General features: G+C 67.1%; 20 protein-coding genes and 1 riboswitch. Of the genes, 14 read left to right on the top strand and 6 right to left on the bottom strand.

Features of this window, described 5'->3' with window-relative positions:
• The first annotated feature begins 51 nt into the window (after positions 1 to 51).
• The 14 genes from ACAG21_RS17910 to ACAG21_RS17845 all read left to right on the top strand — a co-directional run bounded on the left by ACAG21_RS17910 (position 52) and on the right by ACAG21_RS17845 (position 14,945).
• Positions 52 to 1,692, top strand: coding sequence for an acetolactate synthase (locus tag ACAG21_RS17910; RefSeq protein ID WP_370497592.1), 1,641 nt, complete (start codon positions 52 to 54; stop codon positions 1,690 to 1,692).
• A gap of 34 nt (positions 1,693 to 1,726) precedes the next feature.
• Positions 1,727 to 4,051 (top strand): accessory Sec system translocase SecA2, encoded by a 2,325-nt coding sequence (secA2, locus tag ACAG21_RS17905; protein ID WP_370497591.1) that lies wholly within the window; start codon positions 1,727 to 1,729, stop codon positions 4,049 to 4,051.
• 63 nt (positions 4,052 to 4,114) lie between these two features.
• Positions 4,115 to 4,735 carry a CDP-alcohol phosphatidyltransferase family protein gene (locus ACAG21_RS17900; RefSeq protein WP_370497590.1) on the top strand — a complete coding sequence of 207 codons (621 nt, stop codon included), beginning with the start codon at positions 4,115 to 4,117 and terminating at the stop codon, positions 4,733 to 4,735.
• Positions 4,728 to 5,642 carry a DUF881 domain-containing protein gene (locus tag ACAG21_RS17895; protein ID WP_370497589.1) on the top strand — a complete coding sequence of 305 codons (915 nt, stop codon included), beginning with the start codon at positions 4,728 to 4,730 and terminating at the stop codon, positions 5,640 to 5,642. Before ACAG21_RS17900 ends, ACAG21_RS17895 begins: the two co-directional genes overlap by 8 nt.
• 16 nt (positions 5,643 to 5,658) lie before the next feature.
• Positions 5,659 to 5,991, top strand: coding sequence for a small basic family protein (locus ACAG21_RS17890; protein WP_096287752.1), 333 nt, complete (start codon positions 5,659 to 5,661; stop codon positions 5,989 to 5,991).
• 5 nt (positions 5,992 to 5,996) lie between these two features.
• Positions 5,997 to 6,872, top strand: a complete 876-nt coding sequence (locus ACAG21_RS17885) for a DUF881 domain-containing protein (RefSeq protein WP_370497588.1) — start codon at positions 5,997 to 5,999, stop codon at positions 6,870 to 6,872.
• A gap of 24 nt (positions 6,873 to 6,896) precedes the next feature.
• The gene (gene gcvH, locus ACAG21_RS17880; protein WP_370497587.1) at positions 6,897 to 7,295 is read left to right on the top strand and encodes a glycine cleavage system protein GcvH; all 399 of its coding nucleotides are present in this window, start codon (positions 6,897 to 6,899) and stop codon (positions 7,293 to 7,295) included.
• Positions 7,296 to 7,504: 209 nt separating this feature from the next.
• Positions 7,505 to 7,966: a glycogen accumulation regulator GarA gene (garA, locus tag ACAG21_RS17875; RefSeq protein ID WP_370497626.1), complete on the top strand. Its 462-nt coding sequence runs from the start codon at positions 7,505 to 7,507 to the stop codon at positions 7,964 to 7,966.
• Positions 7,966 to 8,712 (top strand): MerR family transcriptional regulator, encoded by a 747-nt coding sequence (locus tag ACAG21_RS17870; RefSeq protein ID WP_370497586.1) that lies wholly within the window; start codon positions 7,966 to 7,968, stop codon positions 8,710 to 8,712. Before garA ends, ACAG21_RS17870 begins: the two co-directional genes overlap by 1 nt.
• 117 nt (positions 8,713 to 8,829) lie before the next feature.
• Positions 8,830 to 9,324: a bifunctional nuclease family protein gene (locus tag ACAG21_RS17865; protein WP_036469133.1), complete on the top strand. Its 495-nt coding sequence runs from the start codon at positions 8,830 to 8,832 to the stop codon at positions 9,322 to 9,324.
• 248 nt (positions 9,325 to 9,572) lie between these two features.
• Complete coding sequence (locus ACAG21_RS17860) at positions 9,573 to 10,205, top strand: MerR family transcriptional regulator (RefSeq protein WP_370497585.1); 633 nt, start codon at positions 9,573 to 9,575, stop codon at positions 10,203 to 10,205.
• Between the two features lie 181 nt (positions 10,206 to 10,386).
• Positions 10,387 to 10,508: riboswitch (glycine riboswitch) on the top strand.
• A 33-nt stretch (positions 10,509 to 10,541) separates the two neighbouring features.
• On the top strand, positions 10,542 to 13,367 hold the full coding sequence (gcvP, locus tag ACAG21_RS17855) for an aminomethyl-transferring glycine dehydrogenase (protein WP_370497584.1): 2,826 nt from the start codon (positions 10,542 to 10,544) through the stop codon (positions 13,365 to 13,367).
• Positions 13,340 to 13,507, top strand: coding sequence for a hypothetical protein (locus ACAG21_RS17850; RefSeq protein WP_370497583.1), 168 nt, complete (start codon positions 13,340 to 13,342; stop codon positions 13,505 to 13,507). Before gcvP ends, ACAG21_RS17850 begins: the two co-directional genes overlap by 28 nt.
• A gap of 166 nt (positions 13,508 to 13,673) precedes the next feature.
• Positions 13,674 to 14,945 (top strand): DUF222 domain-containing protein, encoded by a 1,272-nt coding sequence (locus ACAG21_RS17845; RefSeq protein ID WP_370497582.1) that lies wholly within the window; start codon positions 13,674 to 13,676, stop codon positions 14,943 to 14,945.
• Positions 14,946 to 14,957: 12 nt separating this feature from the next.
• Here the strand turns inward: ACAG21_RS17845 and ACAG21_RS17840 are convergent, their stop codons facing one another.
• The 6 genes from ACAG21_RS17840 to ACAG21_RS17815 form a co-directional block, all read right to left on the bottom strand.
• A complete protein-coding gene (locus tag ACAG21_RS17840; RefSeq protein WP_370497581.1) occupies positions 14,958 to 15,830 on the bottom strand; it encodes a haloalkane dehalogenase in 873 nt (290 codons plus the stop codon).
• Positions 15,831 to 15,921: 91 nt separating this feature from the next.
• Complete coding sequence (locus ACAG21_RS17835) at positions 15,922 to 17,985, bottom strand: substrate-binding domain-containing protein (RefSeq protein ID WP_370497580.1); 2,064 nt, start codon at positions 17,983 to 17,985, stop codon at positions 15,922 to 15,924.
• Between the two features lie 53 nt (positions 17,986 to 18,038).
• Complete coding sequence (locus ACAG21_RS17830) at positions 18,039 to 20,225, bottom strand: malate synthase G (RefSeq protein ID WP_370497579.1); 2,187 nt, start codon at positions 20,223 to 20,225, stop codon at positions 18,039 to 18,041.
• Positions 20,226 to 20,510: 285 nt separating this feature from the next.
• The gene (locus tag ACAG21_RS17825; RefSeq protein WP_370497578.1) at positions 20,511 to 21,551 is read right to left on the bottom strand and encodes a hemolysin family protein; all 1,041 of its coding nucleotides are present in this window, start codon (positions 21,549 to 21,551) and stop codon (positions 20,511 to 20,513) included.
• Positions 21,548 to 22,918, bottom strand: a complete 1,371-nt coding sequence (locus tag ACAG21_RS17820) for a hemolysin family protein (RefSeq protein WP_370497577.1) — start codon at positions 22,916 to 22,918, stop codon at positions 21,548 to 21,550. Before ACAG21_RS17820 ends, ACAG21_RS17825 begins: the two co-directional genes overlap by 4 nt.
• Positions 22,919 to 23,099: 181 nt before the next feature.
• Positions 23,100 to 24,536: a GuaB1 family IMP dehydrogenase-related protein gene (locus ACAG21_RS17815; RefSeq protein WP_370497576.1), complete on the bottom strand. Its 1,437-nt coding sequence runs from the start codon at positions 24,534 to 24,536 to the stop codon at positions 23,100 to 23,102.
• Between the last annotated feature and the right edge of the window lie 25 nt (positions 24,537 to 24,561).

Below are 24,561 nucleotides of genomic sequence, written 5' to 3'. Positions count from 1 at the left end.
GGCGAATGCTTCCCAGCGAAGGTACCCGAGACCGCCGGATAGGCTGCCAGGATGAGCATCGACGCTCCGTCCAGCCAGATTGTCCATGCCGGCCGGTTGATCGCCCGGCGCCTGCGGGCCAGCGGTGTCGACACCCTGTTCACGTTGTCGGGCGGCCACCTGTTCTCCCTGTACGACGGCTGCCGCGACGAGGACATTCGACTCATCGACACCCGCCACGAACAGACGGCGGCGTTCGCCGCCGAGGGCTGGTCGAAGGTAACCAGGGTGCCGGGCGTGGCCGCGCTCACCGCGGGCCCCGGCGTCACCAACGGCATGAGCGCGATGGCGGCCGCGCAGCAAAACCAGTCGCCGCTGGTGGTGCTCGGCGGACGGGCACCCGCGCAGCGCTGGGGCATGGGATCGCTGCAGGAGATCGACCACGTGCCGTTCGTGGCACCGCTGGCACGCTTTGCGGCCACCGCGCAGTCCGCCGCCGACGCGGGCCGACTGGTCGACGAGGCGCTGCGGGCCGCCGTCGGCGCGCCGTCGGGAGTCGGATTCGTCGACTTCCCGATGGATCACGTGTTCGCCGTCGCCGAGGACGACGGCCGTCCCGGGGCCCTGACCGTGCCGCCACCGCCGCAAGCTCCGGACGGCAACGCGCTGGATCGCGCCACCCAGCTGCTGGCGGGTGCGCGGCGGCCGGTGATCATGGCCGGCACCAACGTGTGGTGGGGGCACGCCGAGGACGCGCTGCTTCGGTTGGCCGAGGAGCGCCGGATCCCGGTGCTGATGAACGGCATGGCCCGCGGCGTCGTGCCTGCCGATCATCCGCTGGCGTTCTCGCGGGCCCGCGCCCAAGCGCTGGGCGAGGCGGACGTGGCGCTGGTCGTCGGGGTGCCGATGGATTTTCGGCTCGGCTTCGGCAAGGTGTTCGGACCGGACACCCAGCTCGTCGTCGCGGATCGGGCCGAACCCGATCGGGAGCATCCGCGGCCGATCGCGGCGGGCCTGTACGGCGACCTGACGGGCATTCTCTCGGCGCTGTCCGGGAGCGCAGGCGAGCACGGCGACTGGATCGCCGCGCTGCGGTCGGCCGAGACCGCGGCCCGCGATCAGGAGACCGCCGATCTGGGCGACGACCGGATCCCGCTGCACCCGATGCGGGTGTACGCCGAATTGGCGCCGATGCTGGACCGCGACGCGATCGTGGTCATCGATGCCGGTGACTTCGGCTCCTACGCCGGCCGGATGATCGACAGCTATCTGCCCGGCTGCTGGCTGGACAGCGGCCCGTTCGGCTGCCTGGGCTCGGGCCCCGGCTACGCCCTGGCCGCCAAACTGGCCCACCCCGCGCGTCAGGTCGTGCTGCTGCAGGGCGACGGTGCCTTCGGCTTCAGCGGCATGGAGTGGGACACCCTGGTGCGCCACCAGGTTCCGGTCGTATCGGTGATCGGCAACAACGGAATCTGGGCACTGGAAAAGCATCCGATGGAGGCGATCTACGGCTACTCCGTGGTGGCCGAGCTGCGTCCGGGCACCCGCTACGACGAGGTGGTGCGCGCCCTGGGCGGCCACGGCGAGCTGGTCGCGGCGCCGGTCGAGCTGCGCCCCGCGCTGGAACGCTCGTTTGCCAGCGGCCTGCCCGCGGTCGTCAACGTGCTCACCGACCCGAGCATCGCTTATCCGCGCCGAAGCAACCTAGCCTGATGGGTCCGCGCAGCTCACCGCGTACCGTTGACCTGTGCCAAAGACCACCCGCACCCAACCGGGCCGCCTGAGCAGCAGATTTTGGAAGCTGCTCGGCGCCAGTACGGAAAAGAACCGCTCCCGCTCGCTTTCGCAGGTCAGCGACTCCTCGGAATACGACGAGAAGGCAGCCGGCCTCTCCGATGAGAAACTGCGCAAGGCGACCGGGTTGCTCAACCTCGACGATCTGGCGGACTCCGAGGACATCTCGCAGTTCCTGGCGATCGCGCGGGAGGCCGCGGAGCGGTCAACGGGTTTGCGGCCCTTTGACGTTCAGCTGCTGGGTGCGCTGCGCATGCTCGACGGCGACGTGATCGAGATGGCGACCGGCGAAGGCAAAACCCTGGCCGGCGCGATCGCTGCCGCCGGATACGCGATCGCCGGCCGACACGTCCATGTGGTGACCATCAACGACTACCTGGCCCGCCGGGACGCGGAATGGATGGGCCCGCTGCTCGAGGCGATGGGGCTGACGGTGGGCTGGATCACCGCCGAGTCGACGAGCGAGGAACGCCGCGCCGCCTACGACTGCGACGTCACCTACGCCTCGGTCAACGAGATCGGCTTCGATGTGCTGCGGGATCAGCTGGTGACCGACGTCGACGACCTGGTATCGCCGAATCCCGATGTGGCCCTTATCGATGAGGCCGATTCCGTGCTGGTCGACGAGGCGCTGGTGCCGCTGGTGCTGGCCGGCACCACGCACCGGGAAACGCCGCGGCTCGAGATCATCAAACTGGTCGGCGAGCTCACCCCGGAGATTGATTACGACACCGACTCCGACAGCCGCAACGTGCATCTCACCGACGTCGGCGCCCGCAAGGTCGAAAAGGCGCTCGGCGGCATCGACCTGTACTCCGAGGAGCATGTCGCCACCACCCTGACAGAGGTGAACGTCGCGCTGCACGCCCACGTGCTGTTGCAGCGCGACGTGCATTACATCGTCCGCGACGATGCGGTGCACCTGATCAACGCCTCGCGTGGCCGCATCGCGCAACTGCAGCGCTGGCCGGACGGCCTGCAGGCCGCCGTCGAGGCCAAGGAAGGCATCGAGACCACCGAGACCGGCGAGGTGCTCGACACCATCACGGTGCAGGCGCTGATCAACCGCTACACGACGGTGTGCGGAATGACCGGGACCGCGCTGGCCGCCGGGGAGCAGCTGCGCCAGTTCTACAAGCTGGGTGTTTCACCAATTCCGCCGAATACTCCCAACATTCGCGAAGACGAGACCGACCGGGTCTACATCACCGCGGCGGCCAAGAACGACGCGATCGTCGAGCACATCGCCCAGGTGCACGAGACGGGACAGCCGGTGCTGGTCGGCACCCGCGATGTGGCTGAGTCCGAGGAGCTGCACGAACGCCTGGTCCGCCGCGGCGTAGCGGCGGTGGTGCTCAATGCCAAGAACGACGCCGAGGAAGCTCAGGTGATCGCCGAGGCCGGCAAGTACGGCGTCGTCACGGTGTCCACCCAAATGGCCGGGCGGGGAACGGATATCCGCCTCGGCGGGTCCGACGAAGCCGACCACGACCGGGTCGCCGAGCTGGGCGGGCTGCACGTGGTCGGCACCGGCCGCCATCACACCGAGCGACTGGACAACCAGCTGCGCGGCCGCGCCGGACGTCAGGGCGACCCCGGTTCGTCGGTGTTCTTCTCCAGCTGGGAGGACGACGTCGTCGCGGCCAACCTCGACCGCAACAAGCTGCCGGAGCAGACCGACGAGGACGGCCGGATCGTCAGCCCCAAGGCGGCCGGGTTGCTCGACCACGCCCAGCGCGTCGCGGAGGGCCGGATGCTCGACGTGCACGCGAACACCTGGCGGTACAACCAGCTGACCGCCCAGCAGCGGGCCATCATCGTGGATCGTCGAAACACGTTGCTGCGCACCGCAACCGCGCGCGAAGAGCTGGCCGAGCTGGCGCCTAAGCGGTACGGGGAGCTAGCCGAGGAGATCTCGGAAGAACGCCTGGAGACCATCTGCCGGCAGATCATGCTCTACCACCTGGACCGCGGCTGGGCCGACCATCTGGCCTTCCTGGCCGACATCCGCGAGAGCATCCACCTGCGTGCGCTGGGCCGGCAGAACCCGCTCGACGAATTCCACCGGATGGCGGTCGACGCGTTCGCGTCGCTGGCCGCCGACGCGATCGAGGCGGCTCAGCAGACGTTCGAGACCGCCAACATCCTCGAAAAGGAACCCGGCCTGGATCTGTCCAAGCTGGCGCGACCGACGTCGACGTGGACCTACATGGTCAACGACAACCCGCTGTCCGACGACACGCTGTCCACCCTGAGCCTGCCCGGGGTATTCCGCTAAACGGCGTCGCGCGGCTCGTCCCGCGGTGCGGACCACATTGTCACCGAGCTAATGTCACGCCTCATGGAGCCGGTTCCGCCAGACCGGGTGCTGACAGTGCCCAACCTGTTGAGCGCGCTGCGCCTGGTGCTCATCCCGGTGTTCATCTACCTACTGTTGGTCGCCCACGCCAACGGCTGGGCGGTGGCGATCCTGATGTTCAGCGGCGCCTCCGACTGGGCCGACGGCAAGATCGCCCGCACGCTGAATCAATCGTCGCGACTGGGCGTGCTGCTGGACCCGGCGGTCGATCGGCTCTACATGGTGACCGTTCCCGTCGTGCTGGCGATCAGCGGCATTGTGCCGTGGTGGTTCGTGATCACCCTGATCGTGCGTGACGCACTGCTGGCGGCGACACTGCCCCTGCTGCGCAGTCGCGGATTGACGGCGCTGCCGGTGACCTACTTCGGCAAGGCCGCGACGTTCGCCTTGATGTCCGGCTTCCCGCTCGTGCTGCTGGGCACCTGGGACACGTTGTGGAGCCGGGTGATCGGCGCCTGCGGGTGGGGCTTTTTGATCTGGGGTATGTACGCCTACCTGTGGTCATTCGTTCTGTACGCGGTGCAGATGGTCCTGGTGATGCGACGCATGCCCAAGGTCAACCAACACGCGCCGATCGTCGGCAAAGCGGGTGAGCATGGCTGAGCCGGATCGCCTGCTCGGCGGCTACGACCCCAACGCGGGCCGCAGCGCGCACGCCGCCGCGCGCCCCACGCTGATTCCGGTGCCCTCGCTGTTGCGCGCGCTGCTGTCGGAGCATCTGGACCCCGGTTACGCCGCGGCAGCGCAGCGGCGCGCCGCTGCGGGCACCGCGCAGGGTGGGCGCACCCGCTGGCTCTGGCAAGCCCTGGCGGCAATGCTCGTCGCCACGGTCTTCGCCGCCGCGGTCGCGCAAGCCCGTTCGGTCGAACCGGGTGTGCGCACCGCTCAGCAGCTGCTGGCACGCAGCGTGCGATCGACGGAAGAATCCGACACGAAATTGGCTCAGCAGCGCAGCATGCTGTCGCGCAAGGTCTACGACGTGCAACGGCTCGCGCTGGCCGACGACGCCGAGGGCCAGCGACTGCTGAGCCGGCTGGACAGTCTGAGCCTGGCCGCGGCCAGCACAGCGATCATCGGTCCCGGCCTGACCGTGAAGGTGACCGATCCCGGTGCCAGCCCGAACCTTTCCGACGTATCCAAGCAGCGGGTGAACGGGAGTCGGCAAATCATCCTCGACCGCGATCTGCAACTCGTGGTCAATTCGTTGTGGGCCAGTGGCGCCGAGGCGATCTCGGTCGGCGGGGTGCGTATCGGGCCGAATGTCACGATCCGCCAGGCCGGGGGAGCGATCCTGGTCGACAACAACCCGACCAGCAGCCCGTACACGATCCTCGCGGTTGGACCGCCGAACGGGATGCGGGACGTCTTCGAGAACAGCCCCGGTTTGCAGCGTCTTAGGCTGCTGGAGGTCTCCTACGGTGTCGGCATCGCGGTGAACGTCTCCGACGGTCTCTCGCTGCCGGCCGGATCGGTCCGGGAAGTCAAGTTCGCCAAGCAGATTGGGCCCTAGTGAGAAAAGTCCTCGCATGATCGGTATCGCGGCGCTTGTGGTCGGCATCGTGTTGGGCCTGGTTTTCCATCCCGCCGTGCCCGAGGTCGTCCAGCCGTACCTGCCCATCGCGGTGGTCGCCGCGCTGGACGCGGTCTTCGGCGGGCTGCGGGCCTACCTCGAGCGGATCTTCGACTCCAAAGTCTTCGTGATTTCGTTCGTGTTCAACGTCTTTGTCGCTGCGCTGATCGTCTACGTCGGCGATCAGTTGGGCGTGGGCACGCAGTTGTCCACGGCCATCATCGTCGTGCTGGGCATCCGGATCTTCGGCAATGCCGCCGCGTTGCGGCGCAGACTGTTCGGGGCGTAACGGAAATGAACCACGATCAGCCCGACGGCGTGGCCGACGAAAGTCGTGACGCGCCAACCCAACACGACGATCCCAGGCCCGGAGCCGACGATGCCGCACAGCATGGTCGCCACGAGTTACCGGCGCACCGCCCGCGCCCCGAGATCGGGGCGGTAGGGCGCACCGGGCTATCCGGGATGCTGCGCAGCGGGCGATCGCGGCTGATGTTCGGAACGCTGGCGGCCCTGCTCTGTCTGCTGCTGGGCGTCGCGATCGTCACCCAGGTCCGCCAGACCCGGTCGGGCGACTCGCTGGACACCGCGCGCCCGGCGGATCTGCTGGTGCTGCTGGATTCGTTGCGGCAGCGCGAGGGCACGCTGAACGGTGAGGTCAACGACCTGCAAAACACGCTGAATTCGTTGCAGGCGTCCGGCAACACCGACCAGGCCGCGATCCAGAGCGCGCAGGCCCGGCTGGCCGCGCTGTCCATCCTGGTGGGCGCGGTCGGCGCGACCGGACCCGGCGTCACCATCACGATCGATGACCCCGGCCCAGGGATATCACCGGAAGTAATGCTCGACGTGATCAATGAATTGCGCGCCGCAGGAGCCGAGGCGATCGAGGTCAACGGCGGACACCAGTCGGTGCGGGTGGGTGTCGACACCTGGGTGGTCGGCACGCCCGGTGCGCTGACCATCGACACCAAGGCGCTGTCGCCGCCGTATTCGATTCTGGCGATTGGCGATCCGCCCACGCTGGCCGCGGCGATGAACATTCCAGGTGGTGCCGAGGACAGCATCAAGCGAGTCGGCGGAAAGATGTCCGTGCAGCAGGGCGACCGCATCAACGTGACCACCTTGCGACAACCAAAACCGCACCAATACGCTCAGCCCGTCAAGTGAGACACCGAATAGAACAGGACTGCCGTGAGCGATATCCCACCCGATCTGCACTACACCGCCGAACATGAGTGGGTTCGCCGGAGCGGGGATGACACCGTGCGGGTCGGGATCACCGACTTCGCGCAATCGGCGCTGGGCGATGTTGTTTTCGTCCAGCTGCCCGACGTCGGCACCGAAGTGACCGCGGGCGAATCCTTCGGCGAAGTGGAATCGACGAAATCCGTGTCGGACCTGTACGCGCCGGTGTCCGGCACAGTGACCGCCGTCAACGGCGATCTGGAAGGCGACCCGCAGCTGGTCAACTCGGACCCGTACGGTGCCGGCTGGCTGCTGGATATTCAGTTGTCGGACGGCTCGGCGTGGGAGTCCGCCGTTTCCGCGCTGCTCGATGCCGAGGCGTACCGCGGCACATTGACGGAGTGACGGTTGCTAGTGTCCCTGCCACGGGGGCCGGCCGTTTGCGATCCTGCCGGTGGCTAGCGCATTCGGAACCACCGCGCGGTACGGTCAACACATCAGCGTTAGAAGGCAAGTAATCGGCAATACAGGGTTCACAAACCTAGTGGGAAGCCGGCCGAACGGCCCGGTCAGACGACGCCACAGCGGCCAGTGAGGAGCAGCGCGTGACGGATATGGACAACGACCAGACTTCTGACGAAGTCACCGTGGAGACGACTTCGGTCTTCCGCGCCGACTTCCTGAACGAACTGGACGCGCCCGCCCAACCGGGCGCCGAGAGCACGGTCTCCGGGGTAGAAGGACTGCCGGCGGGTTCGGCGTTGCTTGTCGTCAAGCGTGGGCCCAACGCTGGATCGCGCTTCCTGCTCGACCAGGCCATCACCTCGGCCGGACGGCACCCCGACAGCGACATATTCCTCGACGACGTGACGGTGAGCCGCCGCCACGCCGAATTCAGGTTGGAAAACAACGAATTCCACGTGGTCGATGTGGGTAGCCTCAACGGCACATACGTCAATCGCGAGCCGGTGGACTCGGCAGTGCTGGCCAACGGTGACGAAGTACAGATCGGCAAGTTCCGCTTGGTGTTCCTGACGGGGCCCAAAGGTGACGACGACGGAGGATCCGGAGGCTAGTGAGCGCACCCGATAGCTCGGCTCTTGCCGGGATGTCGATTGGGGCGGTCTTGGACCTGTTGAGGCCGGATTTCCCCGATGTCACGATTTCCAAGATTCGGTTCTTGGAAGCTGAAGGACTGGTGACGCCGCAACGCGCCGCGTCGGGATACCGCAGATTCACCGCTTACGACTGTGCGCGACTGCGCTTCATTCTCACCGCACAGCGTGACCACTACCTGCCGCTGAAGGTGATCCGGGCCCAGCTCGACGCCCAGCCCGACGGCGAGCTGCCACCGTTCGGATCGCCTTATGGCGTACCGCGATTGGTTTCGGTGAGCGACGGCGATGCCGCCCCCGAAACCGGATCCGACACCGCCGCGGTGGCCCCGACCCGCGTCCGGTTGAGTCGAGAAGACCTCCTCGAACGCGCCGGTGTGGACGAAGACCTACTGACCGCGCTGCTCAAAGCGGGGGTCGTCACTACCGGTCCGGGCGGATTCTTCGACGAGCACACCGTCGTGATCTTGCAGTGCGCCCGGGCGCTGTCCGACTACGGCGTCGAGCCACGGCATCTGCGTGCGTTCCGCTCGGCGGCCGACCGGCAGTCCGATCTGATCGCCCAAATCGCGGGCCCGCTCATCAAGGCCGACAAGGCCGGCGCCCGCGATCGCGCCGACGATCTGGCGCGTGAGGTTGCCGCGCTCGCAATTACTTTGCACACGTCGCTGATCAAGTCGGCCGTTCGCGACGTTCTGCGACGCTGAGGACTAGACTTCCCTCAACAGCTTGGCGTTCGACCACACGGAGAGGAATGGTGCCCCACCGGGTCGTCACGCCGAGCGAAAGTCGGACACGGCGGCATGTGCGGAGGGCAGACACAAATGGGTGAAGTTCGTGTTGTCGGCATTCGCGTGGAGCAGCCGCAGAACCAGCCGGTGCTGTTGTTGCGCGAGGCCAACGGAGACCGCTACCTGCCGATTTGGATCGGCCAGTCCGAAGCGGCCGCCATTGCGCTCGAACAACAAGGCGTCGAGCCGCCGCGCCCGCTCACGCATGACCTGATTCGCGATCTCATTGCGGCACTTGGGCATTCACTCAAAGAGGTCCGAATCGTCGATCTGCAGGAAGGCACTTTCTACGCCGACCTCGTCTTCGACCGCAACATCACCGTGTCGGCGCGCCCGTCGGACTCGGTGGCGATAGCGCTTCGCGTCGGTGTCCCGATCTACGTGGAGGAGGCCGTTCTCGCCCAGGCGGGCCTGCTGATCCCGGACGAGAGCGACGAGGAGTCCAACACCGCGGTTCGCGAAGACGAGGTCGAGAAATTCAAGGAATTTCTCGACAGCGTGTCGCCCGACGATTTCAAGGCCACCTAGGCCGTAAACCCCGCGTTAAGGTGGGTACCGACATCACGGATCCGTCTCATCTGACACTGTGATGTCGACACGCCTGATGGATAGCACGCCCCTTGCCCTTACGGCCGCCATACTTTGAGGACAAGTTAAGGCACGGCAGCGATTGGACAGCGTAAGCTCTCTAACACTCGGGCCTTGGCCAACGCGGCTGTAAAGGCAGCCAGTGGACGCAGCTAGTGACTAGAGCGCGATCGGCGAGAGGATTCACTGTGAGCGACCAGCCACGTCAAGAACAGCTGGACCTTGCTGGCCAAACGGATGCCGCAACCAAGGGTGAGCCCAGCGTCACCGTGGCCACCGGCCCCGTGCAGCCCGGCCTGTTTCCTGACGATTCGGTGCCCGACGAGCTCGTCGGCTACCGCGGGCCGAGCGCCTGCCAGATCGCCGGCATCACCTACCGGCAGCTGGACTACTGGGCACGCACGTCGTTGGTGGTGCCGTCGATTCGCAGCGCGGCCGGTTCCGGCAGCCAGCGGCTGTACTCCTTCAAAGACATTCTGGTGCTCAAGATCGTCAAGCGGCTGCTGGATACCGGCATTTCGCTGCACAACATCCGCGTCGCCGTCGAGCATCTGCGTCAGCGCGGGGTCGAGGATCTGGCCAACATCACCCTGTTCTCGGACGGCACCACGGTGTACGAGTGCACCTCCGCCGAAGAGGTCGTCGACCTGCTGCAGGGCGGCCAGGGCGTGTTCGGCATCGCAGTCTCGGGCGCCATGCGGGAGCTGACCGGCGTGATTGCCGACTTCCCGGGTGAGCGCGCCGACGGCGGCGAGTCGATTGCCGCGCCTGAGGACGAGCTGGCCTCGCGGCGCAAGCATCGCGACCGCAAAATCGGATAGCAACCCACTGTTGGTTATCCCGACACGCATTGTTGGGGTATTTCATGTACCGGGCTTCACTCACGGGTAAACTGGGCGTTGCATCACGCCCGCGCGGGAGAGTTCTGTGGCAGCCAGCCATGGACGCCGAAGGAGCAACACCTCTCCGTCAACCTCTCAGGCACCCGGACCGCGTCAAGGTGACGATGCCTCTGGAAAGCGGTGTCGCCTCGAGCGACACCCGCCGATGGGGAAAGGCGCTTGGGGGGACTACGCGCCGAATCTCTCAGGCGCCCGTGACCGGGTAAGGACAGAGGGAGAGGGCCGATAGTCCCTCTGCCGACGTCAGGAGTACCCGTGGTCGACCAATCCAGTTTCGCCGCCCGTCATATCGGACCGGATAGCCAGGCCATTGAGGCCATGCTCGACGTGATCGGGGTCGGCTCGCTCGACGAGCTGGCATCTAAGGCCGTTCCGGCCGGCATTCTCGACAAACTCTCCGACAGCGGTCTCGCACCGGGGCTGAGCGCACTGCCGCCTGCCGCCGGCGAGGCCGAGGCGCTGGCCGAACTACGGGCGCTGGCCGACACCAATACGGTCGCGGTGTCGATGATCGGGCAGGGCTATTACGACACGCTCACCCCGCCGGTGTTGTTGCGCAACATCATGGAGAACCCCGCCTGGTACACGGCCTACACGCCGTACCAGCCCGAGATCAGCCAGGGCCGGCTAGAAGCCCTGCTGAACTTCCAGACCATGGTCGCCGATCTGACCGGGCTCGAGATCGCCAACGCCTCGATGCTCGACGAGGGCACCGCGGCCGCCGAGGCCATGACCCTGATGCATCGGGCGTCGCGCGCCAAGACCAGCCGGCTGGCCGTCGACGCCGACGTCTTCGCGCAGACCGCTGCCGTGCTGGCCACTCGCGCTGCGCCGTTGGGGATCGAGATCGTCAGCGCTGACCTGCGTGACGGCCTGCCGGACGGCGACTTCTTCGGCATCATCACCCAACTGCCCGGGGCCAGCGGCCGCATCACCGGTTGGTCCACGCTGGTCGCCGAGGCGCACGAGCGGGGCGCGCTGGTCGCCATCGGCGCCGACCTACTGGCGTGTACGTTGATCACCCCGCCGGGCGAGATCGGTGCCGACGTCGCCTTCGGTAGCACCCAAAGATTCGGTGTGCCAATGGGATTCGGCGGCCCGCACGCCGGGTATCTGGCGGTGCACACCGCGCACGCGCGTCAGCTGCCGGGCCGACTAGTCGGCGTCTCGGTCGACAGCGACGGCTCACCTGCCTACCGCCTGGCGCTACAAACCCGCGAACAGCACATCCGCCGCGACAAGGCGACCAGCAACATTTGTACCGCGCAGGTACTGCTGGCGGTGATGGCCGCGATGTACGCCAGTTACCACGGCGCCGACGGCCTGACCGCCATCGCCCGCCGGGTCCACGGCCATGCCCAATCCATCGCCGCCGCGCTGGGTGAGGCGCTGGTGCACGAGACGTACTTCGACACGGTGCTGGCCCGAGTGCCGGGACGCGCGGACGAAGTGCTGGCCAAGGCCAAGGCCAGGGGCGTCAACCTCTGGCGCGTCGACGCCGACCACGTGTCGGTGTCCTGCGACGAGGCCACCACCGACGCCCACGTGGCGATGGTCCTGGACGCGTTCGGGGTGTCGCCTGCTGATCCTTCCGGCGCCGATATCGCCACCCGCACATCGGAATTCCTCACCCATCCCGCCTTCACGCAGTACCACACCGAGACGGCGATGATGCGCTACCTGCGCACCCTGGCGGACAAGGACATCGCCTTGGACCGCAGCATGATTCCGCTCGGCTCGTGCACGATGAAGCTCAATGCCGCCGCCGAGATGGAGTCGATCACCTGGCCGGAGTTTTCCCGGCTGCACCCGTTCGCTCCGGCGGCCGACACCCCGGGCATTCGCCGGCTGATCAGCGACCTGGAGACCTGGCTGGTGCACATCACCGGCTATGACGCGGTGTCCCTGCAACCCAACGCCGGGTCGCAGGGCGAGTACGCCGGCCTGTTGGCGATCCATGACTATCACGCCAGCCGCGGCGAACCGCACCGCGACGTGTGCCTGATCCCGTCCAGCGCGCACGGCACCAACGCGGCGTCGGCCGCCCTGGCCGGAATGCGGGTGGTCGTGGTGGGTTGCCACGACAACGGCGACGTGAACCTCGACGATCTGCGCGCCAAGATCGGTGAACATGCCGATCGGCTGTCGGCGTTGATGATCACCTACCCGTCCACGCACGGGGTGTACGAGCATGACATCGCCGAGATCTGCGCGGCGGTGCACGACGCCGGCGGCCAGGTGTACGTCGACGGCGCCAACCTCAACGCGCTGGTCGGCCTGGCGCGGCCAGGCAAGTTCGGCGGCGACGTGAGCCACCTGAACCTGCACAAGACGTTCTGCATCCCGCACGGTGGCGGCGGCCCCGGTGTGGGTCCGGTCGCCGCGCGTGCGCATCTGGCCCCGTTCCTGCCGGGCCACCCGCACGCACCCGAATTGCCCGAGGGCCACCCGGTGTCGTCGGCGCCGTACGGATCGGCGTCGATCCTGCCGATCAGCTGGGCCTACATCCGGATGATGGGCGCCGACGGACTGCGGGCGGCATCGCTGACCGCGATTGCCTCGGCCAACTACATCGCCCGCCGGCTCGACGAGTACTTCCCGGTGCTCTACACCGGCGAGAACGGCATGGTCGCCCACGAATGCATCCTGGATCTGCGCGGCATCACCAAAGCCACCGGCGTGACCGTCGACGATGTGGCAAAGCGGTTGGCGGACTACGGTTTTCACGCGCCGACCATGAGCTTCCCGGTGGCGGGCACGCTGATGGTGGAGCCCACCGAGAGCGAGGACCTCAACGAGATCGATGCATTCTGCGAGGCGATGATCGCCATCCGCGGTGAGATCGATCGCGTCGGCTCGGGGGAGTGGTCCGCCGACGACAATCCGCTGCGAGGCGCGCCGCACACCGCCGAGTGCCTGCTGGTCTCCGACTGGGAGCACCCGTACACGCGCGAGGAGGCCGCCTACCCGCTGGGCAAGGGCTTTCGGCCGAAGGTCTGGCCGCCGGTGCGCCGCATCGACGGTGCCTACGGGGACCGCAATCTCATGTGCTCGTGCCCGCCGATCGAGACCTACGAGTAGGCCGAATCCACCTGCGAGCGGCCCTGAGCCGCGGCGCGACGTTTCCGGAGCTGATGCAGCTCCTGGACCGCTACCAGCGCTTGTCGCGCGAATGGGCAGCGCTCAAGTACGAGTTGTCCAGCCCGTTCAACCGGGCTTGACAGCAAGACAGCGCCTAGTTCGCAGTTTTGTCAGTGGGCCGCTGTCATGCGGGGATTTGATGCGCGTATGCACGTGGCGTAGTAGCTGGTCGTCCCGGCCGCACTTATCCACAACATGCGACCCTGCCAAAAGTTTGAGTCAGTGGAGTGCCGTATACTCGAACACATGTTCGAAGCATTCGCCATCGATCCGCTAGCCGACCAATCGGCGCTGATCGAGCGCATCGCGGAGCTGGAAAGAATCAAATCCGCGGCCGCGGCGGCCCAGGCTCGGGCTGCGGCCGCCCTGGACGCGGCGCGCGGTGCTGCCGAAGCGGCCCTCGGAATGCCCGCGGCGCAGCGCGGACGCGGTGTGGCCAGCGAGATCGCGCTCGCACGACGGGACTCGCCGGCCCGGGGCAGCCGACATCTCGGCCTCGCTAAAGCCCTCGTGCACGAGATGCCTCATACTCTCGCGGCACTGGAAGACGGCGCGCTCTCGGAGTGGCGGGCCACCCTGATCGTGCGCGAGAGCGCGTGCCTGGACGTCGAAGACCGTCGCACCTTGGATGCCGAAATGTGCTCCGACGCGGCCGGCCTGGACGGAATGGGTGATGCGCGAGTGGCCGCGGCCGCCAGGGCGATCGCCTATCGGCTGGACCCGCATGCCGTCGTCGAACGTGCCGCCAGGGCCGAGAACGAACGCACCGTCACTATCCGGCCGGCCCCCGACACGATGACCTATCTGACCGCGTTATTGCCAGTAGCCCAAGGGGTTTCGGTCTACGCGGCGCTGCGGCGCGAGGCCGATATGCGCGCTGACGGACGCTCGCGGGGACAAGTGATGGCAGACACGCTCGTCGAGCGGGTCACCGGGCGTGACGCGGCGGTCCCCATGCCGGTGGCGGTCAACCTCGTCCTCTCGGACGAAACGCTGCTAGGTGGCGGCACCGCACCGGCCGACGTGTGCGGCTACGGCCCCATTCCGGCCGCGGTCGCCCGCGCACTGGTCTCTAACGCCGTGGCCGACCGCCGGTCGCGGGCGACGCTGCGGAGGCTCTATGCACATCCTCGCTCCGGGGCGCTGATCGCGATGGAGTCGCGGGCGCGACTCTTCCCGCGTGGTCTGGCCAGCTTCATCGAGTTGCGCGATCAACGTTGTCGCACCCCCTATTGCGATGCGCCGATCCGGCATCGCGACCATGCGCAACCATGGGCCGCGGCCGGAACGACCACCGCGGCCAACGGTCTCGGCTCGTGCGAGCAGTGCAACTACGCCAAGGAGGCCGACGGCTGGTGGGTCACCACCGGTGTCGACGAAAACCACACCCACACAGCCGAATTCACTACGCCAACGGGGCATGCCTACCGCTCGGCGGCCCCACCGCGGGCACCCACGATCACGGTCAGCGCCATCGAAGTGCGAGTCGGGATCGCACTGGCTAAGCATGCCGCCTAGGTTCAACGCAGTTCAGCCGAAGCATTTGATGATTGCCGAGGCGATCTCGTCGGGCGCATCCTCCTGGATGAAGTGCTTGGCCGTGGGCAGCTCGACCAACATGTGGTCGGGGAACGTCGCCCGCATCCGCGGGATGCTCGGGCCGGGCCGGAACGCGAAGTCTTTCATGCCCCATACCAGCAGGGTCGGCTTGGCGCCGAGCTTGGCCGGTACCTCGCGGCTCAGCCGTTCCAGCAGCGGGCGGGCTGCCAACAATTCCTTCGGCATCTCGGCCACCCCCAAGCGTGCGGCCGGGCTGGGCTGCACGCCGCGGTAGTGGTCCATCACCGCGGTTGCCGGCCGTTGTGCCGTGCCCGCGGGGATCAATCGTTCGACGAAGAAGTTGCGCTGCAGGATCGCTTTTTGCATTGGGGGGCTCGACATCACACGCGAGAAGATCTTGGTCGTCAGCACGTCGACCGGCCAGAACCAAGTGTTGCCCAGCACGACGCCACGCACCCGCTCGGCACGCTGGACTGCGACAGCCATGCTGATCGGTCCGCCCCAGTCCTGACCCATCGTCAGATAGCCCTCCAGTCCCAGATGATCCACGAACTCGCCGATCACCCGGGCATGCTGGTCGACCTTATACCCGAACCCGGCCGGGCGATCCGACAACCCGAACCCCAGATAATCCGGTGCGATGCAACGGAATTGGCCACGAAGAGCGGTGATGATGTCGCGGTAAAGGAAACTCCACGTCGGGTTACCATGACACAGCAGCAGCGGCGGGCCGGTTCCTTCGTCGATGTAGTGGATGCGGCCCCGCGAGCTGTCGAACCAGCGCGACTCGAATGGATACAGCCGTGGATCCGGGGTGAAATCCGATTTGAACTCCTGCTCCATGACCCTCCCTGCTCCATCGATGTTCACGATGGTAGGCCCGCGGTAGGTGCGCCGCGATAGGCGAGGGGAAGGCGTTTTTCACCGTTGATCGCTAGCTCAAGAATGTGCCGATCGCGTTGGTCAGGTCGGGGGAGGCCGACGTCGCCATGTTCTGATAGCTGCCACCGCTGAGCTGGGCGACCGCTTCCCAGGTGGCGCGGTCCGGATCCGCGCCGAAGTCGATGACGTTGACGGCGATCGGTTTGGCCGGGTCAGCGCTGGTGCGGATGAAATTCTGCAGTCCCGGCCCGTCGAGGGATTGGTCGGTATGCGGCCCCGCCGTGATCAGCAGGATCGAATTCGATTGTCCTGCTCGATAATTGGTCTGCATATCCTGGTAAAGCATGCGCAGCGTGGTAAACGACACCGCCCCGCCGGCCGAGGAATACTGCTTGTCCAGCGCCGCGGCCAACGCCGCCGTGCGGGGCTGGCCGTTGACCGGGTCGGACAGCGGTCCCGTCGCCACCTCCGAACGGCCCTCGTGGCCGTCGAACGTCCACAGTCCCAATATCGCAGTCGGCGGTAGCGCCTTGATCCGGTCTTGCAGTGCCGCGATCACGTTGGCCAGCCGGGTTTTTCCGCCTTCATCGCCGGGCATCGACTGGTCCAGCATGATCGTCGCCGCCAACCCGCTCGTCGGCGCGGCCATCGCATCGGCCAGTGTGGCGCGCATGGTGTCGTCGCCCACCGACAGGGTGGAAGGCAGTGCGGCGAAACTCGTCACCGGGCTGCTCGGCGGTTTCACGCCGTTCACTCGGAAGCCGGCCTTGGCCAGCTTCGCGAGTTGATCGGGCTTGCGCATGAAGTGGGCGAACTCACTGGCCGCCGAGGTCTGTTCCTTCGTCAACCACGAGCCGCTGAGCAGCACCGTGGGGTAGTCGGCGACCGGCGCCGGGCCCTGCGGCAGCCAGGAAGCCAACGTGTTCTTGGCGTCCGACAGCGATTCGCCGCGCTGGAACAGCTGTTGCTCGGTGGTGATGACGGCATGCACCGGGGCGGTAGCCGGGTCACCCTGCTTCAGCAGTGCGTTCATCGCCTCGGTGAGCGAGTTGTCGGCCAACTTGGGTTGGGCGCTCGTCAGCGAGCGCACGGCGGCGGTGCCCTGGGTGGGCGGTGCGCCGGGAGGCGCCGACGCCGCCGCCACCGCTTCACCCGCCAAATAGGACGCGTCGCTGTTGCCGCTCGTCGGCAACGCCAGTCGCAGCGATCCCCACGCCGGTAACTTCAATCCGGCCAACGCGTTTGGATTGGTCTGCAGGCCGGGCAGGGCACCCCAGTTCTGGTTGGTCAGCGCTTGCTGCAGTTCGGGCCGAACGGCAAGTAACACCGGCGACGTCACCAGTGAGCGGCTGTCGCTGATCGTCTTTTGGCCGGCAGCCGCGGACAGCCGGGCGGCCGACACCGAGCTGCCCGGGATCCACAGCGCCGGTTGGGAACCCAGATCCGCCGGCCACTTGCCGATGAAGCCGGCGATGACGGCGTCGGAGCCGGCCGGTTTGACGTCCACCACCATGCAGTGGTCACCGACCGGGCCAGCCGAGGAGTTGTAGCTTTCCGCGAACGGCCGCACCTGGTCGACGATCGACGGATCGACAACGACGGCAACGGTTTCCTTGCCTCCCACGCAGCGTGCCGCTGCGTTGTGCGAGCGATGCGACAACGCGTCGCCGAAGAAGCTCCACAGAATGACGGTGCCGACCACCACGATCACCGCGACCAGGGCCACGATCACCCCGATGCTGACTCCCCGTCGCCCGCTGGCGCTGCGGTGCCCGCCGCGCCAATCGCCCAGGACGCGACGCTGCTTCGATTCCTCCGGCCCGGGACTGGCTGGCCGAGAAGGGAATTCGGGGTATTCGTCGTCGACGGGGTAAGCCTCGTCGGCATGGTCGTCGTCTTCGTAGGTCTCGTCGTCCGCGAAGGGCGTGTCGGCGCCGTGCTCGTCCAGGTCGGCGTCCGGGTAGTCGTAGTCGTCCTCGTCCTCGTCGGAATCCCGCGGGCCCGGCTTGTCCCGCTCCTCTTGGTAGCGAGACACCAGGTCACGGGCGGTGAACTTGATCGTGGACTCGTCGGAAGGCTCGTCGGCCGACTTCCCGGGCATGCTGTGCCTACCCATTGCGGCGACCGCTGCCTCTGCGTCGAATCGTCATCTGTCCCGGTGAGCCCGAATCAGGCACCGGCGCGGGCTTTGAGCTCACGCCGTCGCCGATGCAGGATCGGCTCGGTGTAGCCGCTGGGTTGTTGCGCACCGGACAGGATCAGTTCCTGGGCGGCCAAGAACGCGATGCTGTCGTCGAAGTTGGGCGCCATCGGTTGGTAGGCGGCGTCGCCGGCGTTCTGCTGATCGACCAGCGGGGCCATCCGCTCCAGGCTGGCGCGGACATCTTCGCTGGTGATGATGCCGTGGCGCAGCCAGTTCGCGAGCAGCTGGCTGGAGATCCGCAGCGTGGCGCGGTCCTCCATCAGGGCCACGTTGTGGATGTCGGGCACCTTCGAGCAGCCGACGCCCGCGTCGACCCAGCGCACCACGTAGCCCAGGATCGACTGGCAGTTGTTGTCGACCTCCTCGCGGATCTCCTCGGGCGCCCAGGCCAGTTCCTTGGCCAGCGGGATGGTCAGCAACTCGTCGATGGTCGTGCGCTTCTTGCCCTCGAGCTCCTTCTGCACGGCGAACACGTCCACCTGGTGGTAGTGCATCGCGTGCAGCGTGGCCGCCGTCGGCGAGGGCACCCACGCGGTGGTGGCGCCGGCCCTCGGCTGGGCGATCTTCTGCTCGACCATGTCAGCCATCAGCTCGGTCATCGCCCACATACCCTTGCCGATCTGGGCCTTGCCGGAGAAGCCGGCGGCCAGCCCGATGTCGACGTTGGCGTCCTCGTAGGCCTTGATCCAGGTGGTGTTCTTCATCGCACCCTTGCGGATCATCGGACCGGCCTCCATCGAGGTGTGGATCTCGTCGCCGGTGCGGTCCAGGAATCCGGTGTTGATGAACACCACCCGGTCGGCGGCCGCTTTGATGCAGGCCTTGAGGTTGACGGTGGTGCGGCGTTCCTCGTCCATGATGCCGACCTTCATCGTGCCCTGCGGCAGGCCCAGCACATCCTCGACGCGGCTGAACAGCTCGCAGGTGAACGCCACCTCGGCGGGGCCATGCATCTTCGGCTTGACGATGTAGATCGAACCGGTACGGCTGTTGGTCAGCGGACCGTTGGCGTCGCCGGTCTTGAGTCCGTGGATCGCGGTCAGACCGGTGAACAGCGCGTCCATGATGCCCTCGAACACCTCGTTGCCGTCGGCGTCGACAATCGCGTCGTTGGTCATCAGGTGCCCGACATTGCGGACGAACAGCAGGCTGCGCCCGGGCAGGGTCAGCTCGCCACCGTTCGGGGTGGCGTAGGTGCGGTCGGCGTTGAGCACGCGGGTGAAGCTCTTGCCGTCCTTGCTGACCTCTTCGGACAGGTCGCCCTTGTTCAGGCCGAGCCAGTTGCGGTAGCCCAGCACCTTGTCGTCAGCGTCGACGGCGGCCACCGAGTCCTCGAAGTCCATGATCGTGGTGACGGCCGATTCCAGGACCACGTCCTTGATGCCGGCCGCATCGGTCTTGCCGATCGGCGACTCGGGATCGATCAGGATCTCGATGTGCAGTCCGTGGTTGACCAGCAGCACCGACCAATTGGGGGAACCGAGCTCGCCGCTGTACCCGACGAATTTCTCCGGGTCGGCCAGCTCCGTGGACTCCGCACCCAGGGCGATCTTCAGCTGGCCGTCCTCGATGCTCAGGCCGGTGGCGTCCACCCACGAGCCCGACGCCAGCGGCACCGCCTGGTCGAGGAAGTTGCGGGCGTAGGCGATCACCTTGTCGCCGCGAATCCTGTTGTAGCTGCTGCCTTTTTCGGCGCCGTCGCTCTCCGGGATGACATCGGTGCCGTACAGGGCGTCGTACAGGGAGCCCCAGCGGGCGTTGGCGGCGTTCAGCGCGAAACGCGCGTTGAGCACCGGCACCACCAGCTGCGGGCCGGCGGTCGTGGTGATCTCGTCGTCCACCCCCGACGTGGTGATCGTGAAGTCGTCAGGTTCGGGCTGCAGGTACCCGATGTCGGTGAGGAACTGGCGGTAGGCCTCGGCGTCGAGCGGCTCGATGACGCGCTGCCGGTGCCACTTGTCGATCTGCGCCTGCAGTTCGTCGCGAGTGTTCAGCAGACTCTGGTTCTGCGGGGTGAGATCGGTGACCACCTTGTCGACGCCGGCCCAGAAACTGTCAGGGTCGATGTCGGTGCCGGGCAGGGCCTCGTTGTTCACGAAGTCGTAGAGCACTCGGGCGACGCGCAGATTCCCCGCCGACACGCGGTCAGTCATTTTTCTCCTCCATAGTTGCCTCATCGGTCCCACTCGACTCCCGACTGGCCCCAACTAGCTACGCCGTCAGCCTACCGGCCGACGGCCCGAACGATCGCCGGCGTCCAACCCGCAATAGCAGGTCACGGTGCGGGTGACGGGCTTTGCCGCGAGCTTCCCGACGGGCCCTGGGGAGCGCCTTCCGGCAACGCGTGTTCCGCCGCCGCACCTTGCCCTCACCCCTTCTTGGACTGGCGCCGTTCAATCATACGGGCTGGACGGGACCCTCTTTGGCGGGCGGCGGTTTCACTGCGCCTCGCGCATGTTGCCGACCAGGTCCTCCATTAGGTCCTCCATCGCCACCATCGCCACGACGCCGCGGCCGTCGGTCACCAGCGCCAGATGGCTGTTGGTGCGACGCATCCGCGACAGGGCATCGGCCAGCGGCAACGTGATGCTCACCCGCGGCAGCGGGCGCACCAGCGAGAGGTCGATGACCGTCTGCGGGTCATCGGCCAGCGGCAGCATGTCCTTGATGTGCAAGTACCCGATGAATCTGCCGTCGGCGGCCGCAACGGGGAAGCGCGAGTAGCCGGTCTCCGTCAGGGCGCTTTCGACGTCGCCGACCGTCGGCCCGGACCCCGGCGCCGCAACCGGCACCGCCCGGATGTCCGCGAGCGGGACGGCCACGTCGCCGACCACGCGACTGCCGATCTGCAGCGCCCGGGTCAGCCGGGTGTGCTCCTCGGGGTCCAGCAGCCCTTCGGACACCGATTCGGCGATCATCGCGCTCAGCTCGGCGGGCGAGACCGTGATGTCGAGCTCGTCTTTGGGTTCCACGCGCAGCAGGTGCAGGATCGCGTTGGCGCACTTGTTGTAGAAGACGATGAACGGCCGGGCGACGCGCACGTAAGCCAGATACGGCGGGACCAGCAGCATCGCGGTGCGTTCCGGACCGGCCAATGCGATGTTCTTGGGCACCATCTCGCCCAACAGCACGTGCAGTGTGACCACCAACGCGAGCGCGATCACGAACGACAACGTGTGGCGCAACGCCAGGGGAATCCCGGTCAACCCGAAAGCCGAATGCAGCAGGTTGGCCACGGCCGACTCACCGATACGGCCCAGCAGCAGCGAGGCCACCGTGACGCCCAGCTGCGACCCGGCCAGCATCGAGGCCAATTGCTCACTGGCGCGGATCACGGTTACCGCCCGTTTCTTGCCCTGTTCGGCCAGCGCTTCCAGCCGGTCGCGCCGGGCCGAGATCAGCGAGAACTCAGCGCCGACGAAGAAGGCGTTGGTGGCGATCAGCAGGATCGCCAGCAGCACTCCGAGCGTGTCGTTCATCGCTGGCCCGGCTCGGCGCGTGTTTCGCTGCGGCTGCTCAGTTCGGTCAGCACGACCTGATCGATCCGGCGGCCGTCCATCCGGATCACGGTCGCCTGCCAGCGGATTTCGCTGTCCAACAAGCCATCCCCGTCGAGCGCAGTCAGCTCGACGGTCTCGCCGACCTCCGGGATGTGGCCGAGTTCGCGCAGCACCAGGCCGCCGATCGTTTCGTACGGACCTTCCGGAGCCCGGTAGCCGGTGGCGGCGGCCACCTCGTCGGTGCGCAGCAAACCCGAAACCTGCCAGCCGTTGCCCGCGGCCACGACATCCGGTGTGGCATCGTCGTGTTCGTCGCGCACGTCGCCGACGATCTCTTCGATCAGGTCCTCGACCGTCACGATCCCCGCCGTGCCGCCGTATTCGTCGACGACCATCGCGGTCTGCAACGGGTTGGCCCGGATCTCGGCCATCACCGCGTCACCGTCCAGGGTCGACGGCACCACCGGCACCGTCTGCACGAGCGTGGTCAGCAGCGTCGATGCGCGCTCGGCGGGCGGAACATTGAAAACCTGCTTGACGTGCACGATGCCCACGGTTTCGTCGAGATCGCCGTCGACGATGGGGAAGCGGGAGAACCCGGATTCGGCCGCGGTGGCGATCAGGTCCCTAACGGTGTCGTCGGTCTGCAACGCCACGATCTTCGACCGCGGCGTCATCAGCTCCTCGGCGGTGCGGGCGCCGAATTGCAGCGACCGCCGGACCAGCGCGGCCGTGGCGGGATCCAGGGCTCCGGCGCGGGCCGAGCTACGCACCAGCGAGAGCAACTCCTGCGGTGAGCGCGCCGACCGCAGTTCTTCGGCTGGCTCGATACCCATCTTGCGGACGATCCAGTTCGCTGCGCCGTTGGTCAGCCGGATCACCGGAGTGAACAGCAGCGAGAACATCAGCTGGAACCCGGCGACGGCGCGCCCGGTCGACAGCGGGCGAGCCACGGCCAGATACTTCGGGACCAGCTCGCCGAAGACCATCGACACCGAGGTCACGACCACCATCACCATGAACGCGGTGATGCCGTCGGCCAGCTGATCCGACACGCCGAGAGCGTCCAGCCACGGGTGCGGCAGGTCGGCGACCATCGGATCGGTCAGATAACCGGTCACCAGGGTGGTGATCGAAATGCCGAGCTGGGCACCCGAGAGCTGGAAGGACAGCCGGTCCTGGGCGCGCTGGATGTAGCGGTCGCGCCGACCGCCCTTGCGGGCATTGGCGTCGACGGTGGCGCGGTCCAGCGCGGTCAGCGAGAATTCTGCCGCCACGAAGACCGCGTTGCCGAAGATGAGCAGCGCGATGGCGAGCACGCTGACGAGGGTGACCGTGACATTCATGGCTGGCGGCTAACGCGCTGGCCCAGGAGATGAAAGTCGAGCGGGTTTCCGCGTTGCCCGGATGCCGACGGGCTCGACGGGTGCCTGCGGCACGTCATCCCTTTCGGTTGATGCCACGCAGCGCGCTGCTGCGGGCGTGCAGATCTAGAAATTCACATGGTAGCGAAGACATCTGGCCCGTTTACCACCCCAGCGGCAGCGGGTGGCCCTCGGCGAAGCCCGCGGCCGACTGAACCCCGACGACGGCTTGCTCGTGCAGCTCCGCCAGGTTCGTGGCACCGACATAGGTGCAGGTGCTGCGCAGACCCGAGGTGATGTGGTCGATCAGATCCTCGACGCCGCCACGGTCGGGGTCCAGACTCATCCTCGACCTCGAAATGCCTTCCTCGAACAACGCTTTACGGGCGCGGTCGAACGCGCTGTCCGCGGCGTTGCGCGCCACCACCGCCCGCTTGGACGCCATGCCGTAGCTCTCCTTGTACGGCTGGTCGTCGCGGTCGCGCATCAGGTCGCCGGGCGACTCGTAGGTGCCGGCGAACCACGACCCGATCATGACGTTCGACGCCCCGGCGACCAACGCCAGCGCGACATCCCGCGGATGCCGGATCCCGCCGTCGGCCCACACGTGACCGCCGAGTTCCCTTGCAGCAGTGGCACATTCGAGTACGGCGGAGAATTGCGGGCGCCCGACACCGGTCATCATCCGGGTGGTGCACATCGCGCCGGGCCCGACGCCGACCTTCACGATGGTGGCTCCCGCACTCAGCAGGTCACGGGTGCCCTGCGCGGAAACGACGTTGCCGGCGGCCAGCGGCAGGTCCAGTTCCAGCGAAGCCACGCATCTGATCGCGTCCAGCATCCGTTGCTGATGCCCGTGCGCGGTGTCGATGACCAGCATGTCGACGCCGGCTTCGGCCAGCGAACGGGCTTTGGCTCCCACGTCACCGCTGATGCCGACCGCCGCGCCGACGCGCAGCCGGCCCACGGCGTCGGTATTGGGGGTATAGAGACCGGCGCGCACCGCTCCCGTGCGGGTCAGGACGCCGGCGAGCTTGCCGTCCGCGGCGGTGATGACGGCGACCTCGATCGGTGCGTGATCCAGCAGGTCGAAGATCTTGCGGGGCTCGGTGCCCAGCGGGGCGCTGACGAAGTCGGACACGGCCACGTCGCGCACCCGGGCGAAACGATCCACGCCGAAGCACGACGCCTCGGTGACCAGGCCGATCGGGCGGCCCTCGAAGACCACCACGGCGGCGCCGTGCGCCCGCTTGTGGATCAGCGCGAGCGCATCGGACACCGAATCGTCGGGGGACAGCACGACCGGGGTGTCGAGCACCAGGTCCCGGCTCTTCACGAACTCCACGGTCTGCTGAACCGCCGTGATCGGAAGATCCTGCGGCAGGATCACGATGCCCCCGCGCCGCGCGACCGTTTCGGCCATCCGCCGCCCGGCCACCGCCGTCATGTTCGCGACGACCACGGGGATCGTGGTGCCGGAGCCGTCACTGCTGGACAGGTCGACATCGAACCGCGACGCGATATCGGACCGGTTCGGCACGATGAACACGTCGTTATAGGTCAGGTCGTAGCCGGGCCGGTCGCCGTTCAGATACTTCATCGCACTCGCCCCCTGTTATGTCCGC

Source organism: Mycobacterium sp. pR1184 (assembly GCF_041287235.1).
Lineage (GTDB): Bacteria > Actinomycetota > Actinomycetes > Mycobacteriales > Mycobacteriaceae > Mycobacterium.
The sequence above is the reverse complement of the archived record's forward strand: the minus strand, read 5'-3'. Positions and strand labels throughout refer to the sequence as shown.

Coding starts and splice junctions, on each gene's coding strand:
- ACAG21_RS17910 (WP_370497592.1), top strand. CDS start 52: ATGAGCATCGACGCTCCGTCCAGCCAGATTGTCCATGCCGGCCGGTTG.
- ACAG21_RS17900 (WP_370497590.1), top strand. CDS start 4,115: ATGGAGCCGGTTCCGCCAGACCGGGTGCTGACAGTGCCCAACCTGTTG.
- ACAG21_RS17895 (WP_370497589.1), top strand. CDS start 4,728: ATGGCTGAGCCGGATCGCCTGCTCGGCGGCTACGACCCCAACGCGGGC.
- ACAG21_RS17890 (WP_096287752.1), top strand. CDS start 5,659: ATGATCGGTATCGCGGCGCTTGTGGTCGGCATCGTGTTGGGCCTGGTT.
- ACAG21_RS17885 (WP_370497588.1), top strand. CDS start 5,997: ATGAACCACGATCAGCCCGACGGCGTGGCCGACGAAAGTCGTGACGCG.
- garA (WP_370497626.1), top strand. CDS start 7,505: ATGGACAACGACCAGACTTCTGACGAAGTCACCGTGGAGACGACTTCG.
- ACAG21_RS17865 (WP_036469133.1), top strand. CDS start 8,830: ATGGGTGAAGTTCGTGTTGTCGGCATTCGCGTGGAGCAGCCGCAGAAC.
- ACAG21_RS17845 (WP_370497582.1), top strand. CDS start 13,674: ATGTTCGAAGCATTCGCCATCGATCCGCTAGCCGACCAATCGGCGCTG.
- ACAG21_RS17840 (WP_370497581.1), bottom strand. CDS start 15,830: ATGGAGCAGGAGTTCAAATCGGATTTCACCCCGGATCCACGGCTGTAT.
- ACAG21_RS17835 (WP_370497580.1), bottom strand. CDS start 17,985: ATGGGTAGGCACAGCATGCCCGGGAAGTCGGCCGACGAGCCTTCCGAC.
- ACAG21_RS17830 (WP_370497579.1), bottom strand. CDS start 20,225: ATGACTGACCGCGTGTCGGCGGGGAATCTGCGCGTCGCCCGAGTGCTC.
- ACAG21_RS17825 (WP_370497578.1), bottom strand. CDS start 21,551: ATGAACGACACGCTCGGAGTGCTGCTGGCGATCCTGCTGATCGCCACC.
- ACAG21_RS17820 (WP_370497577.1), bottom strand. CDS start 22,918: ATGAATGTCACGGTCACCCTCGTCAGCGTGCTCGCCATCGCGCTGCTC.
- ACAG21_RS17815 (WP_370497576.1), bottom strand. CDS start 24,536: ATGAAGTATCTGAACGGCGACCGGCCCGGCTACGACCTGACCTATAAC.